Consider the following 16,623-nt stretch of genomic DNA (forward strand, 5'->3'; position numbering starts at 1 on the left):
TGAGTTGTCATATAATAAGTCGCGAATTCTACGACGAGTAAAAAAATGTCGAATGATAAATCGCGTGACGCATTAAGCGACGCGCCAATCCCTCAAAGAAATAATGTTGCAGAAGTTGTAAGTTCTGGCTCACCGCTAGATGTTGTCTTGTGGTTGATTGCTATAGCTTTATTAGTCGGTTCAGCATTGGTCAATCAGCATTTACCTGCCTATTGGGCACCAGCAAATGATATTTGGGTGCGTGTTGGGGTGATTTTGGCTTGTGTCGTAGTCGCTTTAGGTTTATTATACGCCACCCATCAAGGCAAAGGCTTTGTGCGTTTATTGCAAGATGCGCGAATTGAACTGCGTCGAGTGACCTGGCCAACAAAACAAGAGACGATCACGACATCGTGGCAAGTTCTCTTAGTTGTACTTGTTGCATCATTGGTTTTATGGTGTTTCGACTACGGGTTAGGTTGGTTTATTAAGTTAATTATTGGGTAAGAACGCGATGAAACGTTGGTATATTATTCATGCCTATTCAGGCTTTGAAAAACAAGTGATGCGTTCGCTTAATGATCGAATTCAGCGTAGTACTGTTGCTGAAAGCTTTGGTGAAGTCCTTGTCCCTACTGAAGAAGTAGTGGAAATGAAGGATGGTAAGAAGCGTAAGTCTGAGCGTAAATTCTTTCCTGGCTATGTATTGGTCGAAATGGAAATGAATGATGATACTTGGCACATTGTAAAAGAGTGTCCAAAAGTTCTTGGTTTTATTGGTGGTACACCAGAGAAACCAGCGCCGATTTCACAACGTGAAGCTGATGCGATCCTTGCTCGTGTGCGTAATACAGGTGAAGCACCTCGTCCTAAGACGATGTTTGAACCTGGTGAAGAATTGCTCGTTGTTGACGGTCCGTTCACTGACTTTAAAGGGGTCGTGGAGGAAGTTCAATACGAAAAGTCACGTTTAACGTTGACGATTAATGTATTTAATCGACCAACTCAGGTTGAACTCGAGTTTCGCCAAGTCGAAAAAACGATTTAATCTGCGTCGGTTGAGAAGCGCCCGATCTGATCGGGCATTGTTGTTCTAACACTTCGGTGTTGTTTAATTTTTTGGGGAGCCTAACGGCGTCTGTACCCAGAGGTAATTTTCAATGGCTAAGAAGATTGACGGCTATATCAAGCTGCAAGTTCCAGCTGGTAAAGCGAATCCATCTCCACCAATTGGTCCTGCTTTAGGTCAACGTGGTGTAAACATCATGGCATTCTGTAAAGAATTCAATGCTGCTACACAAAAACTTGAAGTGGGTTTGCCAATTCCTGTCGTGATCACTGTGTACAACGATAAGTCGTTCACTTTCATCATGAAAACTCCACCTGCATCTATTCTTCTTAAGAAAGCTGCTGGTATTCAAAAGGGTTCTTCTGTACCTAACAAAACTAAAGTTGGTAAGTTGACTCGTGCTCAGTTAGAAGAAATCGCGACTACTAAAGAACCAGATTTAACTGGTGCTGATTTAGACGCTCGTGTGCGTACCATTGCTGGTTCTGCACGTTCTATGGGCTTGGAAGTGGAGCTATAAGACATGGCAAAGTTAACTAAACGTCAAAAAGCCATTGCTGCTGCTGTAGAAGCAAACAAAGTTTACACTTTGGAAGAAGCAGTACAAGTTCTTAACAGCCTTCCAGCTGCGAAGTTCAAAGAATCTTTAGATATCGCTGTAAACCTTGGTGTAGATCCACGTAAATCTGATCAGGTTGTTCGTGGTGCTACAACTTTACCTGCGGGTACTGGTAAAACTGTACGTGTTGCAGTATTTGCTCAAGGTGCTGCTGCTGAAGCTGCGAAAGCTGCTGGTGCTGATATCGTTGGTTTTGATGACCTTGCTGAAAGCATTCAAGGTGGAAACCTTGATTTCGACGTCGTTATTGCTGCTCCTGATGCAATGCGCGTTGTTGGTAAGCTGGGTACGATTCTTGGTCCACGTGGCTTAATGCCAAACCCGAAAGTGGGTACTGTGACGCCTGACGTTGCTAACGCGGTTAAGAATGCTAAATCTGGTCAAGCACGTTACCGTGTAGACAAAGCGGGTATCATCCACGCTGCGATCGGCCAACTTGGCTTTAGCGAAGAAGCTGTACGTCAAAACGTTGAAACTTTAATTGCAGACTTGAAAAAGTTAAAGCCTGCAACTTCTAAAGGTGTATACGTTAAAAAGATCACTTTGAGCTCAACTATGGGTCCTGGTTTGATCGTTGACGTAAGCAACGTTTCTAAGTAATTAGTAAGAATTTTGAAGCCTTAGATTTTCTCTTTGAGGAAGTCTAAGCAAACTTTGAATTGATAAATGAATGTTTATCAGCGTCAAAGACCTCAGGCGAAAAATATTTTCGAATGTTTTTCTTAATCATCCAGTCTGAGTAGACGCGGTGGTGTGATTTGTTGCTCCTCCGCGTGTAAGTCTGAATAGGGCTTACGAATTGGGAGTGCACTCGTATGAGTGCATAAATCACCGTTAGGAGGTTTTACGATGGCTCTTCTTATCGAAGACAAAAAACAGATCGTTGCTGAAGTAAGTGAAATTGCTTCTACAGCGTTCGCTGCCGTTGTTGCTGACTACCAAGGTTTAACTGTTGAGCAATTAACTGCTCTTCGTGTTGAAGCTCGTAAACTAGGTGTTGCTACACGTGTTGTACGTAATACTTTAGCTAAACGTGCTCTTCAAGATACGCCATTCGCTATCTTGAATGACGACCTTGTTGGTCCAACAATCTTAGCATTCTCAACTTCTGAAGACGACATGGGTGCAGCTGCACGCTTGTTCGAAGAATTTGCTAAAACTAATAAAGCATTTGAATTAAAGGCTGCTGCATTTGAAGGCAAACTTTATCAAGGTGCTGACGTTAGCGTTATCGCGAATCTTCCGAACCAAGAAAAAGCGCTTACTATGCTTGCCTCTGTTCTTCAAGCTCCTATTTCGAAATTGGGTCGCTTACTTACAGCGCTTCAAGAGAAAAACGGGTCAGAAGCTGCTTAAGCTTAAATCTACTTTCACACCATTCAATATCCATTTGGAGTTACTCTCATGGCTTTAACAAACGAAGAAATCTTAAACGCAGTTGCTGAAAAAACTGTTCTTGAACTTGTTGAACTTATTTCTGCTTTCGAAGAAAAATTCAACGTATCTGCTGCTGCTGTAGCTGTTGCTGCTGGTCCAGCTGCTGCTGCTGTTGAAGAACAAACTGAATTCAACGTTGAGTTGACTTCTTTCGGTGCTAACAAAGTTGCTGTAATTAAAGCAGTTCGTGAAGCTACTGGCCTTGGTCTTAAAGAAGCTAAAGATCTTGTTGAAGGCGCTCCTGCAGTTCTTAAAGAAGGCGTTTCTAAAGAAGAAGGCGAAGAACTTAAGAAGAAGCTTGAAGAAGCTGGTGCTACAGTTACACTTAAGTAATGCTGTAGGGAGTCGATTTTTTGAAAATCGGCTCCAAAAAATGGCTGATGGCTCTTGGGTCATCAGCCTTTTTGCGTTACAATAATCGGCTCGTTTTTTGTTAGTTTTACGTTTAGCGTGCGTATTATTTGAACAAAATACATGAAATCAAACGCTTACCAATATTTTTTTGCTTATAAAAATATTGTTAAGCGTTTTAATACCACTAAAAATTGCAGCATTTGTAAACAGTGGTGGCCATATCGGCCTGCGTAATTCCTTCTAGACCCGTTCTGCAGGCGGGTTTAGTTTACTTTCCGAGGACTCCAGATGGCATACTCATATACCGAAAAGAAACGGATCCGTAAGAATTTTGGTAAATTGCCCCACGTAATGGAAGCACCGTACTTACTTTCGATTCAGGTCGATTCGTACCGTACATTCTTACAAGGCGGTAAAACTCCAAAAAATCGCGAAGATATCGGTCTCCAAGCCGCATTTCGTTCAGTTTTTCCTATTGAAAGTTATTCTGGCAATGCTGCTTTAGAATTTGTTGAGTATAGTCTTGGTAAGCCTGAGTTTGACGTACGTGAATGTATTTTACGTGGTTCAACTTATGCAGCACCAATGCGCGTGAAAATTCGTTTGATCATTAAAGATCGTGAAACGAAATCAATTAAAGACGTTCGTGAACAAGAAGTTTACATGGGTGAAATGCCACTCATGACCGATAACGGTACTTTCGTTATCAACGGTACAGAGCGTGTAATCGTATCTCAATTACACCGTTCACCAGGCGTATTCTTTGACCATGACAAGGGTAAAACCCACTCAAGCGGTAAAGTGTTGTATTCAGCACGTATTATTCCTTACCGTGGTTCATGGTTAGACTTTGAATTTGATGCTAAAGATTTAGTCTTTGTACGTATTGACCGTCGTCGTAAATTATTGGCAACGGTGGTTTTACGTGCCTTAAATTACAGCAATGAACAGATCTTGAATTTGTTCTACGAAAAAGTGCCTGTATATCTTGATATGGGTAGCTATCAGATTGACCTTGTTCCAGATCGCTTACGTGGTGAAATGGCGCAATTTGATATCTTGGACAATGATGGTAAAGCGATCGTTGAACAAGGTAAACGTATTAATGCACGTCACGTACGTCAAATGGAAGCTGCTAACTTAGCGAAGCTTTCTGTACCTGATGAATATTTATATGAGCGTATTACAGCTGAAGACATTCCATTGAAAAATGGCGATGTGATTGCTGCGAATACCGTGCTTAGCCATGAAATCTTGGTGAAATTGGCTGAAGGTGGTGTTAAACAATTTAACATCCTATTCACCAATGACATCGACCGTGGTTCTTTCGTTGCAGATACATTACGTGCAGATACGACAACAGGCCGTGAAGAAGCGCTTGTTGAAATCTATAAAGTAATGCGTCCAGGCGAGCCACCAACAAAAGAAGCTGCTGAAAACTTATTCAACAACTTGTTCTTCTCTTCTGAGCGTTATGACCTTTCTCCAGTGGGTCGTATGAAGTTCAACCGTCGTTTGGGTCGTCCTTACGAAGTCGGTACTGATCAGAAGTCGCGTGAAGTTGAAGGTATTTTATCGCACGAAGATATTATCGATGTACTGCGTACATTGGTTGAAATCCGTAACGGTAAAGGTGAAGTCGATGATATCGATCACTTGGGTAACCGTCGTGTACGTTCTGTTGGTGAAATGACAGAAAACCAATTCCGTGTTGGTTTAGTCCGTGTTGAACGTGCTGTTAAAGAGCGTTTAAGCCAAGCAGAAACAGATAACTTGTCTCCACAAGATTTGATCAACGCAAAACCAGTTGCTGCTGCAATCAAAGAATTCTTTGGTTCAAGCCAGTTGTCTCAGTTCATGGATCAAAACAACCCATTGTCTGAGATTACACACAAACGTCGTGTATCTGCGCTTGGCCCTGGTGGTTTGACACGTGAACGTGCGGGCTTTGAAGTGCGTGACGTACATCAAACTCACTATGGTCGTGTTTGTCCAATTGAAACGCCTGAAGGTCCAAACATTGGTTTGATCAACTCGCTTTCTGTTTATGCAAAAGCAAACGATTTCGGTTTCTTGGAAACACCTTACCGTAAAGTTGTTGATGGCCGTGTAACTGATGATGTTGAATATTTATCTGCAATTGAAGAAGTAGGGACTGTCATTGCACAGGCCGATTCTGCTGTTGATAAAGATGGCCACCTGACTGAAGAAATGGTTTCTGTACGTCATCAAGGTGAATTCGTACGTATGTCGCCTGAGCGCGTAACACATATGGACGTTTCTGCACAGCAGGTTGTTTCTGTTGCAGCATCATTGATTCCATTCCTTGAACACGATGATGCGAACCGTGCATTGATGGGTTCGAACATGCAACGTCAGGCTGTTCCTACCTTACGTGCTGACAAGCCGCTTGTTGGTACTGGTATGGAAGCAAACGTAGCACGTGACTCTGGCGTGTGTGTGATTGCTGACCGTGGTGGTGCGATTGAATATGTAGATGCATCTCGTATCGTGATTCGTGTAAACGAAGATGAAATGATCGCGGGTGAAGCAGGTGTAGATATCTACAACCTGATCAAATATACACGTTCAAACCAAAATACATGTATCAACCAAAACGTTATCGTCAACTTGGGCGACAAAGTTGCTCGTGGCGATATCTTGGCTGATGGTCCATCGACTGATATGGGTGAACTTGCGCTTGGTCAAAACATGCGCGTCGCGTTCATGACATGGAACGGTTATAACTACGAAGACTCGATCTTACTTTCTGAGCGTGTACTTCAAGAAGACCGTTTAACCTCGATTCACATTCAAGAATTGTCATGTGTAGCGCGTGATACTAAGTTAGGTGCAGAAGAAATTACTGCCGATATTCCTAACGTAGGTGAAGCTGCACTGTCTAAGTTGGATGAGTCAGGTATTGTTTATATCGGTGCTGAAGTGACTGCGGGTGACATCCTTGTTGGTAAGGTAACGCCTAAAGGTGAAACTCAGTTAACACCTGAAGAAAAACTACTTCGCGCAATCTTTGGTGAAAAAGCTGCTGACGTAAAAGACTCTTCTTTACGCGTTCCATCTGGCACTAAAGGTACTGTGATTGACGTTCAAGTCTTCACACGTGATGGTTTGGAAAAAGATGAACGTGCTCAAGCAATTGAGAAAGCTCAGCTTGATGCATACCGTAAAGACTTGAAAGAAGAATACAAAATCTTCGAAGAAGCAGCACGTGAACGTATTGTTCGTTTGTTGAAAGGTCAAGAGTCTAACGGTGGCGGTTCAACTAAACGCGGTGATAAACTTGCTGAAGACGTATTGTCTGGTTTAGAGCTTGTTGATTTACTTGAAATCCAACCGACTGATGAAGCAATTGCAGAGCGTCTAACTCAAATTCAAGTGTTCTTGAAAGAGAAGAGCTATGAAATTGATGAGAAGTTTGCAGAGAAGAAGCGTAAACTTTCTACAGGTGATGAATTAACCACTGGCGTATTGAAAGTTGTTAAGGTTTACCTTGCGGTTAAACGTCGTATCCAGCCTGGTGATAAGATGGCGGGTCGTCACGGTAACAAAGGTGTTGTATCAAACATCTTGCCTGTTGAAGACATGCCACACGATGCGAATGGTGTACCAGTCGATATCGTATTGAACCCATTGGGTGTACCGTCACGTATGAACGTGGGTCAGATTCTTGAGACTCACTTAGGTATGGCGGCCAAAGGTCTTGGCGATAAACTTGAAAAAATGTTGAAAGAACAACGTACAGTGTTAGAACTACGTGACTTCTTAGACAAGATTTATAACAAGGTCGGTGGTGAGCAAGAAGAGCTTGATAGCTTAACTGATGCCGAAATCTTGGCGCTTTCAGGTAACTTACGTGCTGGTGTTCCATTAGCAACACCTGTATTTGATGGTGCTGAAGAAAGCCAGATCAAAGACTTACTTGAATTAGCAGACATCTCACGTACAGGTCAAACGGTATTGTTTGACGGACGTACAGGTGAGCAGTTTGATCGTCCTGTAACTGTAGGTTACATGTACATGCTCAAATTGAACCACTTGGTTGATGACAAGATGCATGCGCGTTCAACAGGTTCTTACTCACTTGTTACACAACAGCCGCTTGGTGGTAAAGCACAATTCGGTGGTCAGCGTTTCGGTGAGATGGAAGTATGGGCACTTGAAGCATACGGTGCAGCATATACACTTCAAGAAATGCTCACTGTGAAGTCGGATGACGTCGAAGGTCGTACACGCATCTATAAGAATATTGTAGATGGTAACCATTATATGGATCCGGGTATGCCTGAATCGTTCAACGTATTGACCAAAGAGATCCGTTCTTTAGGTATCAACATTGAACTGAAAAATGGTGACTAAATCCCCCTCGATCCCCCTTTATTAAAGGGGGAAGTTCCCCTCTTTCTTAAAGAGGGGTTAGGGGAGATTTCAAATTTCAGTAAAAACAATATTTGTGACCCAGTCGGGTGAGCTTAGCTTCCCGACACACGGAGAAAAAAATTGAAAGACTTGCTCGATATCATGCGTAAGAAAACGGATTCAGAAGGTCATGCACCTGTTGAATTTGACCGTATCCGTATTGGTCTTGCGTCGCCAGAGATGATTAAGTCATGGTCTCACGGTGAAGTTAAAAAGCCTGAAACCATTAACTACCGTACTTTTAAACCTGAACGTGACGGTTTGTTCTGTGCCAAAATTTTTGGTCCAGTAAAAGATTACGAATGCTTGTGTGGTAAATACAAGCGTATGAAATACAAAGGCGTCATTTGTGAAAAATGTGGCGTTGAAGTAACAACTGCGAAAGTTCGTCGTGAACGTATGGGTCACATCGAGCTTGCGTCTCCAGTTGCACACATCTGGTTCTTGAAATCATTACCGAGCCGTATTGGTTTATTACTTGATATGACATTACGTGATATCGAGCGTGTATTGTATTTCGAATCTTATGTTGTTACCGATCCTGGTATGACTCCGTTTGAAAAGTACCAACTTTTAACAGACGAAGAATACTACAATGCACTTGAAGAACACGGTGATGAATTCGCTGCGAAAATGGGTGCAGAGGCAATTCAAGATCTATTGAAAGATATCGATCTTGAAGCAGAGATTACACGTTTACGTGAAGAAATTCCTCAAACAACTTCTGAGACGAAACTTAAGAAATCGTCTAAGCGTTTGAAATTGATGGAAGCTTTTAACGATTCGAACAACAAGCCAGAATGGATGGTGATGAATGTACTTCCAGTACTTCCACCAGACTTACGTCCGCTTGTACCACTTGAAGGTGGTCGTTTCGCGACTTCTGACTTGAACGATTTATATCGTCGTGTGATTAACCGTAACAACCGTTTGAAGCGTCTTCTTGATCTTGCTGCACCAGACATTATCGTACGTAACGAAAAACGTATGTTACAAGAGTCTGTAGATGCATTGCTTGATAACGGTCGTCGTGGTCGTGCAATTACAGGTTCGAACAAACGTCCATTGAAATCTTTGGCAGACATGATCAAAGGTAAACAAGGTCGTTTCCGTCAAAACTTACTTGGTAAGCGTGTTGACTATTCTGGTCGTTCGGTCATTACCGTTGGTCCTACTTTACGTCTTCATCAATGTGGTCTTCCGAAGAAGATGGCACTTGAACTATTCAAGCCATTTATTTTCGCGAAACTACAAGCCTCTGGCCAAGCAACAACCATTAAAGCTGCGAAGAAAATGGTTGAGCGTGAGACACCAGAAGTTTGGGACGTTCTTGCTTCTGTGATTCGTCAACATCCAGTGATGTTGAACCGTGCGCCAACACTTCACCGTTTAGGTCTTCAAGCATTTGAACCTATTCTGATCGAAGGTAAAGCGATCCGTCTTCACCCACTCGTCTGTGCTGCGTTTAACGCCGACTTCGATGGTGACCAAATGGCGGTACACGTTCCATTGACACTTGAAGCACAGTTAGAAGCGCGTGCGTTGATGATGTCAACCAACAACATCTTGTCACCTGCAAACGGTGAGCCAATCATCGTTCCTTCTCAGGACGTTGTCTTGGGTCTTTACTACATCACACGTGATGCGGTAAATGCCAAAGGTGAAGGCATGGTGTTTGCGGATACACACGAAGTTAACCGTGCCTTAGCGACGGGTAAAGTTGCGATCCATGCACGCGTTAAAGTACGTGTACACCAAACTGTAATCGATGAAAATGGTCAGCGCGAAAAGCAAACCATCATTGTTGATACAACACCTGGTCGTTGCTTGTTATGGGAAGTTGTTCCACAAGGTTTAAGCTTCGAATCAATCAACCTTGAGATGACCAAGAAAAACATCTCGAAGTTAATCAACTCTTGCTACCGTAAACTTGGTTTGAAAGATACTGTAATCTTCGCTGACCAATTGATGTATTTGGGCTTCCGTCAAGCGACGCGTTCAGGTGTATCTGTAGGTATGGAAGACATGCTTATTCCACCTAATAAGCACACTATTATTGACAAAGCTGAAACTGAAGTTCGTGAAATCGAACAACAGTTTGAACAAGGCTTCGTAACTGCGGGTGAGCGCTATAACAAAGTGGTCGATATTTGGGCACGTACCAATGACCAAGTTGCAAAAGCGATGATGGACAACTTGTCTTATACACTTGTGAAAAACAAGCAAGGTGAAGACGAGAAACAGAAGTCATTCAACTCAATTTATATGATGTCTGACTCGGGTGCTCGTGGTAGTGCGGCGCAGATCCGTCAGCTTGCTGGTATGCGTGGTTTGATGGCGAAGCCGGATGGCTCGATCATTGAGACACCAATTAAAGCAAACTTCCGTGAAGGTTTGACCGTACTTCAGTACTTCATCTCAACACACGGTGCGCGTAAAGGTTTGGCCGATACCGCATTGAAAACTGCGAACTCTGGTTACTTGACTCGTCGTCTAGTAGATGTAGCACAAGATTTAGTTATTACTGAATCTGATTGTGGTACAGCTGGTGGCCTAGTCATGACACCATTCATCCAAGGTGGTGACGTGATCGAACCATTACGCGATCGCGTATTGGGTCGTGTAACTGCTGAAGACGTACGTCGTGCATCTGATGATGAAGTGGTACTTCCACGTGGTACGTTAATTGACGAGAAAATTGCTGCTCAGCTTGAAGAGTCGGGTGTCGATGAAGTTAAAGTACGTTCAGTAATTGCATGTGAATCTGCATTCGGCGTATGTGCGAAATGTTATGGTCGTGATCTAGCACGTGGCCACTTGGTAAACCCAGGTGAATCTGTTGGTGTAATGGCTGCACAGTCAATTGGTGAACCTGGTACACAGTTAACGATGCGTACCTTCCACGTTGGTGGTGCTGCAAGCCGAACTTCTGCTGCAAACAGTGTTCAAGTACGTAACAAAGGTACTGTACGTTTCCACAACGTGAAAACTGTACAACATGCTAAAGGTCACTTGGTGTCAGTTTCACGTTCAGGTGAAATTGGTATTGCGGATGATTTAGGTCGTGAGCGTGAGCGCTATAAACTTCCTTACGGTGCAAGCATCTTGTTGAAAGATGGTGAAGCTGTAGAAGCTGGTGGTATCGTGGCGACTTGGGATCCACATACACATCCACTTGTTACCGAAGTTGCGGGTAAAGCGCGTTTCAGCCAAATCGCTGATGGTGTAACTGCTACTTCTAAGACAGATGATGCAACAGGTATGACCACTGTTGAAATTTTACCTGTAACAGCTCGTCCTGCTTCTGGTAAAGATTTACGTCCTGCAATTGTGTTGGATACAACAGATGGCGGCGAACAGTTCTACTTCTTACCACAAAACACGATCGTAACCGTTCGCGATGGCGCAACGATTGGTGTAGGTGATGTACTTGGTCGTGTACCACAAGAATCTTCACGTACTCGTGATATTACCGGTGGTCTTCCACGCGTAGCTGACTTGTTCGAAGCGCGTAAGCCGAAAGAACATGCAATCTTGGCAGAAGTGTCTGGTATTGTGAGCTTCGGTAAAGAGACCAAAGGTAAGAACCGTTTAGTGATCAGTCCGGATGATGGCTCTGAGATTTATGAAGAGTTAATTCCAAAATGGCGTACGATCAACGTGTTCGAAGGTGAGCATGTGAACCGTGGTGAGACTATTTCTGATGGTCCACAAAACCCACATGACATCTTACGTTTGAAAGGCGAAGTTGCGTTAACGAACTACATCGTGAATGAAGTTCAAGACGTTTACCGTCTCCAAGGTGTAAAAATCAACGATAAGCATATTGAAGTTGTTGTACGTCAAATGTTGCGTAAAGTTGATATCACTGATGGTGGCGATACAAGCTTCATCAAGGGTGAGCAAGTGGATTACATCCGCGTTGTTCAAGAGAACCAAGCTGTCTTGGCTCAGAACAAGTTCCCTGCGAAGTTTGAACGTCTGCTTATGGGTATTACCAAAGCATCGCTTTCTACAGACTCGTTCATTTCTGCTGCATCGTTCCAGGAAACAACACGTGTGTTAACTGAAGCTGCTGTAACAGGTAAAGAAGATGATTTACGTGGCTTGAAAGAAAACGTTGTTGTGGGTCGTTTGATCCCAGCGGGTACAGGTCTTGCGTATCACTTAGAGCGTCGTCGTCAAGAATCGGAAGCTGCTGAATTTGAACTTCATAACGATTTCAGTGAAGTTGATCAAGCATTTAGTCAAGCGCTGAACTCAGACCAGTTCTAAGTCTTAACGCATTAAAAAGGCACCTTCGGGTGCCTTTTTTTGTGGAAAAATAAAGCAGTTGTTACAAAAACACCTTACAGCATCAGTATTTGATTACTTAATCAAAATAAACAGTTCATTAAACAATACTATCCTATGCACATCTGAGGAGAGGAATAGTTCAAATGAAAAAAATGATGATGATTGCAGGTGTTGCTTTAATGTCAAGCACGCTATTTGTGGGTTGCCAGAATGCGAGCCCAGAAAGCAAACGTATTGGTTCTGCTGCAATTGGTGGTGGTGCAGGCGGTGCGGTAGGTAAGCACGTTGGTGGTAATTTGGGTGCTGGTCTTGGTGCTGCAATTGGCGCGGGTGTTGCTGCGAATGCTAAAGGTTCAAATAGTAAAAATACCAGAAACAGTGCGATCGGTGCTGGCTTAGGTGCGGTGATTGGTGGTGCAGTGTTGGGTGGAGACTCTGGTGCTGCGGTAGGTGGTGCACTTGGTGGTAGTGCAGGATCTGCTTATGGTGAGAAAAAAGGCAAGTACTAAGCCTGAGCTTAAACTTGCTGATGACAGTAGTGCTGATTTAACTGTTTAAATCAGGTTATTTCTATCTCTGTCATTTTAAAAAGAGCCTTTCTCAGTGATGAAACTAAGATTGCTGAGAGAGCTTTAAGCTGAAATATTTATTATTTATCTAGCCTATTTACTATTTTTTTTAAGCATTCTGAATACACCAAATTTTTAATTCAGCATATCCAAATTATTTCTACTTTTATGTATTTCCCAGCTCATAAGCCGCATTAGCTGGCTTGGGCCGACCATTTACCTTTACAAAATATCAATCGATTGGGACATAGCGATAACACAATGTGATCAAATTCCCCATAAAAGAAGATTATGCTTTTCTATAGAACGTATAGAAGTGAGTATAGTCATGAAAAAAACAATTGGTTTGGTTTCAACTTTAGTGTTATCGGCGGTAATGTTTACAGGCTGTCAAAATATGAGTGCCGCTGACCAGCGTATTGGTACAGCAGCCCTTGGTGGTGCTGTCGGTGGTGGTCTAGGTAACCATGTTGGTGGTGGATTAGGTGCGGGTGTTGGTGCCGCTGCGGGTGCAGGTGTAGGTGCCAATGCGAAGGGCGCGAATAGTAGCTCTACCACCAGTAGCGCGATCGGTGCTGGTATCGGTTCAGTAGTTGGTAAAGCAATCTTTGGTGGAGACTCAGGCGCTGCAATTGGTGGTGCAATCGGTGGTGGTGCTGGTGCCGCAATCCAAGAGAAAAAGAGATAATTTTTGATCATCAGATTCAAAAATGCCTGCAAATGATTGCAGGCATTTTTATATGAATGGTGCTAAGCACTGGCTTTGGGTTTTTTACGGCGGATATAAAGAACTTTTTCGACTTCTGCGATTCGTGTTCCTGCATCATCTACAATATTTAAGGTGTAATGACGTAAAACGGGCTCATGATTCTCTGCCAGTTTTTTGATTTCAGTGATTTCATCGCGACTCAGTTGAATCTCAGCATAGACCGTGTTTCGGCCTGGTGAAAGAAAATTAATGGTGGCACTTTTATCCCAAACAATATATTTATGTCCCAAATGGTGAATCAGAATCAGCATATAAAAGGGGTCAACCATTGAATATAGACTACCGCCAAAATGCGTCCCGACAATATTTCGATTACGCCGAGTCAGTGGCATTTTGACACGAATGTAATAATCATCTAAATCAATAGTTTCAATCTCAATACCTGCACCGCGATAAGGTGAGTAATGATTGAGCATAAATTTGGATATTGCGGGAATGGTTCGAATTCTTTTGAAAAAGTCTTTCATGGTCAATTTTTTTTCTTGCAACTCTATTCATACTCCATAAGTATCATTTTTATTGCATCGCTGGCAATGGCTGTTTTATGAACAGCCGATAGAAAACAAAATGGGAAAGAATTATGCAAGCACAAGTCAAAACAGTAACAACATCTGATCAGCAAACGCTTTGTGTTAAAACATGGGGTGATGAGAAAAAAACACCTTTGGTTTTAGTGCATGGCTATCCAGATAATCAGGAAGTTTGGGAGCCGATCATTGAAAAACTGGTCAATGATTATTACGTGGTGACTTATGATGTGCGTGGTGCAGGTCTGTCTTCGATTCCTAAGCGTATTAAAGATTACCGTTTGCCGCGTTTATCATTAGACTTGCAAGAGGTTGTGGATCAAGTTCTTCCAAATCGTAATTTCCATATGGCAGCACATGATTGGGGTTCATTACAGTCTTGGGAATCTGCAACAGAACCAAAATTAAAAGGTCGTTTATTATCTTATACGACGATTTCAGGTCCTTGCTTAGATCATGCTTCTTTGTATCTGCGTGAAAAATTTAAATCTGCACCAAGCAATGTATTAAAAATGCTGACCAAATCTTGGTATATCGGCGCTTTCCATTTACCTTTAGTTGCACCTACAGTATGGACTTTCTTTAGTCCTGAGAAATGGGGCAAGATTTTGAGTGGTTTGGAAAAGAAGAAAAATTTACCATTGAATGCCAATATTGTGGCGGATGGCAAATATGGGATTAACCTGTATCGCGCCAACTTTATTCCTTCATTGACTCAACCACGTCAACGCTATGCACAATGTCCTGTACAGGCGATTGTGTTAAAACGCGATGCATTTGTCAGTCCAGAGTACATTACTGAATCGATGCCAAAATGGGTAGAAAAATTTGAGTATGTTGAACTGGATGCCAACCATTGGGCAGTATTGAGCCAGCCAGAAAAAATTGCTGAACTGATCCGTCAATTCGTGCAACGCCAAGCTGCTTAATGCTTTAGTGGATTTATTAATCTAAAAATCACTTGAGATGCAGCACAATTCGGCGATATTTTCAGCTTCATGATCATGAATCTGCTAGAATATCGCCTTTTCTTTGCTCCTGAATTTGTTCATGAATGCTGTCGTAATTGCGATTGCCGTGATGTTTATCTTGTCACTGGCACGAGTTTCTGTTGTTCTCACTTTGGTGATTTCAGCCATTATTGGAGGCTTGGTCGCTGGTCTAAGTCTTTCTCAAACTGTAGAAGCATTTAATGCTGGCTTAGGCGATGGTGCTGAAGTTGCTTTGGCTTATGCGGTATTAGGTGCATTTGCATTGGCACTTTCAAAGTCTGGATTGCCCGATTTACTTGCGCATAAATTGATTGGTTTATTGGGGATGGAAGCAGGTAAAAATCAACAGAAAAAGGTGAAATATCTGTTATTAACCATTCTGTTGATTGCTGCAATCTTCTCTCAAAACCTGATTCCTGTGCATATCGCGTTTATTCCAGTCTTGGTTCCACCTTTATTAAAAGTGATGAATCATTTAAAGCTAGATCGTCGAGCGGCAGCATGTGTGATGACATTAGGTCTAGTCGGGACCTATATTTTCCTGCCAGTTGGCTTTGGTGCGATCTTCCTTGAACAGATTCTGATGGGCAATATCAACAAGATTGGCGCAGCTTACGGCTTGCATGTTGAACGGGGCATGATGCCAATCGGTATGGCGATTCCAGTTTTAGGGATGGTAATCGGTACTTTAGTTGCGGTATTTATTAGCTATCGTAAGCCACGTATTTATGTGGATCGTTCAATTACGCCAGTCAAAACCATTGACCTAGACAAGCCACTCAAAGTCACCACACAGGCAGAATATGATCTCAAGGCTGATGCGGAAGAGCTCAAACAAGAAGCTGAGAATGTACCTTATATCTCCAAGAAAACCATGTTTATGGCTGTGCTGGCGATCGGTTTAACTCTGGTTGCACAGCTGTACTCAGGTTCGATGATTCTTGGTGGTTTGGTCGGCTTTGCTGTGTTATCTGCTTCTGGAATTTTTAAATGGCAAGATGCTGATGACGTATTTGTACAAGGCATGCGTATGATGGCGCTGGTGGGCTTTATCATGATCTCTGCGGCAGGTTTTGCCTCAGTGATGACCCATACAGGCGATATCACACATCTGGTCAATGGCGTGGTGCATATTATTGGTGATAACCATGCATTAGCCGCGTTCCTGATGCTCTTTATCGGCTTATTCGTGACGATTGGTATTGGTTCATCGTTCTCAAGTGTGCCTGTGCTGGCGGTGATTTACGTGCCTTTGTGCGTACAGTTTGGCTTCTCACCATTGGCAACGATTGCACTCATTGGTACCGCTGCGGCATTAGGTGATGCGGGTTCACCTGCATCTGATTCGACCTTAGGACCAACAGCTGGTTTAGGTGTAGATGGTCAACATGATCACATTTGGGATACAGTTGTGCCGACTTTTATACATTTTAATATCCCGTTGCTTATTTTTGGCTGGATTGCCGCAATGATTTTATAATGCAAATGGCTCGTTAAGAGCCATTTTTTATGCATAATTATTTTAGTAATTAAAATATAAAAAATACCAGTATTTGACATTTTTTGTCTCTTTTT

Annotated in this window: 13 protein-coding genes; 12 read left to right on the plus strand and 1 reads right to left on the minus strand. The window is 42.7% G+C overall.

What is annotated here, in order from left to right:
• Nucleotides 1-45 precede the first annotated feature (45 nt).
• The 10 genes from secE to A7P54_RS17745 all read left to right on the plus strand — a co-directional run bounded on the left by secE (nt 46) and on the right by A7P54_RS17745 (nt 13,448).
• Nucleotides 46-486: a preprotein translocase subunit SecE gene (gene secE / locus A7P54_RS17700; protein ID WP_004802225.1), complete on the plus strand. Its 441-nt coding sequence runs from the start codon at nt 46-48 to the stop codon at nt 484-486.
• A gap of 7 nt (nt 487-493) precedes the next feature.
• Entirely contained in the window at nt 494-1,027 is a 534-nt protein-coding gene (gene nusG, locus A7P54_RS17705) for a transcription termination/antitermination protein NusG (RefSeq protein ID WP_004802226.1), read from the plus strand.
• A 112-nt stretch (nt 1,028-1,139) separates the two neighbouring features.
• Complete coding sequence (rplK, locus tag A7P54_RS17710) at nt 1,140-1,568, plus strand: 50S ribosomal protein L11 (RefSeq protein ID WP_004637639.1); 429 nt, start codon at nt 1,140-1,142, stop codon at nt 1,566-1,568.
• 3 nt (nt 1,569-1,571) lie between these two features.
• Nucleotides 1,572-2,267: a 50S ribosomal protein L1 gene (rplA, locus tag A7P54_RS17715; RefSeq protein WP_004656290.1), complete on the plus strand. Its 696-nt coding sequence runs from the start codon at nt 1,572-1,574 to the stop codon at nt 2,265-2,267.
• Between the two features lie 249 nt (nt 2,268-2,516).
• A complete protein-coding gene (rplJ, locus tag A7P54_RS17720) occupies nt 2,517-3,023 on the plus strand; it encodes a 50S ribosomal protein L10 (RefSeq protein WP_004802230.1) in 507 nt (168 codons plus the stop codon).
• A gap of 48 nt (nt 3,024-3,071) precedes the next feature.
• Nucleotides 3,072-3,437, plus strand: coding sequence for a 50S ribosomal protein L7/L12 (rplL, locus tag A7P54_RS17725; RefSeq protein WP_004802232.1), 366 nt, complete (start codon nt 3,072-3,074; stop codon nt 3,435-3,437).
• Between the two features lie 309 nt (nt 3,438-3,746).
• Nucleotides 3,747-7,835, plus strand: coding sequence for a DNA-directed RNA polymerase subunit beta (gene rpoB / locus A7P54_RS17730; protein ID WP_004802234.1), 4,089 nt, complete (start codon nt 3,747-3,749; stop codon nt 7,833-7,835).
• Nucleotides 7,836-7,976: 141 nt separating this feature from the next.
• Entirely contained in the window at nt 7,977-12,170 is a 4,194-nt protein-coding gene (rpoC, locus tag A7P54_RS17735; RefSeq protein WP_004802235.1) for a DNA-directed RNA polymerase subunit beta', read from the plus strand.
• 164 nt (nt 12,171-12,334) lie between these two features.
• Nucleotides 12,335-12,700, plus strand: coding sequence for a hypothetical protein (locus A7P54_RS17740; protein WP_005200545.1), 366 nt, complete (start codon nt 12,335-12,337; stop codon nt 12,698-12,700).
• A 388-nt stretch (nt 12,701-13,088) separates the two neighbouring features.
• Nucleotides 13,089-13,448 carry a YMGG-like glycine zipper-containing protein gene (locus A7P54_RS17745; protein ID WP_004802240.1) on the plus strand — a complete coding sequence of 120 codons (360 nt, stop codon included), beginning with the start codon at nt 13,089-13,091 and terminating at the stop codon, nt 13,446-13,448.
• A gap of 62 nt (nt 13,449-13,510) precedes the next feature.
• Here A7P54_RS17745 and A7P54_RS17750 read toward each other — a convergent pair whose 3' ends face one another.
• Nucleotides 13,511-13,996, minus strand: coding sequence for a DUF4442 domain-containing protein (locus tag A7P54_RS17750; protein WP_026057579.1), 486 nt, complete (start codon nt 13,994-13,996; stop codon nt 13,511-13,513).
• Between the two features lie 113 nt (nt 13,997-14,109).
• Here A7P54_RS17750 and A7P54_RS17755 point away from each other — a divergent pair, with 113 nt between their 5' ends.
• Together A7P54_RS17755 and A7P54_RS17760 are read left to right on the plus strand one after the other, a co-directional pair.
• The gene (locus A7P54_RS17755; protein WP_005314867.1) at nt 14,110-14,985 is read left to right on the plus strand and encodes an alpha/beta fold hydrolase; all 876 of its coding nucleotides are present in this window, start codon (nt 14,110-14,112) and stop codon (nt 14,983-14,985) included.
• 121 nt (nt 14,986-15,106) lie between these two features.
• A complete protein-coding gene (locus tag A7P54_RS17760) occupies nt 15,107-16,528 on the plus strand; it encodes a Na+/H+ antiporter NhaC family protein (protein ID WP_004802246.1) in 1,422 nt (473 codons plus the stop codon).
• Nucleotides 16,529-16,623 lie beyond the last annotated feature (95 nt).

Origin of the sequence: Acinetobacter sp. Ac_3412 (assembly GCF_013072675.1) — a bacterium.
Classification (GTDB): Bacteria; Pseudomonadota; Gammaproteobacteria; order Pseudomonadales; family Moraxellaceae; genus Acinetobacter; species Acinetobacter higginsii.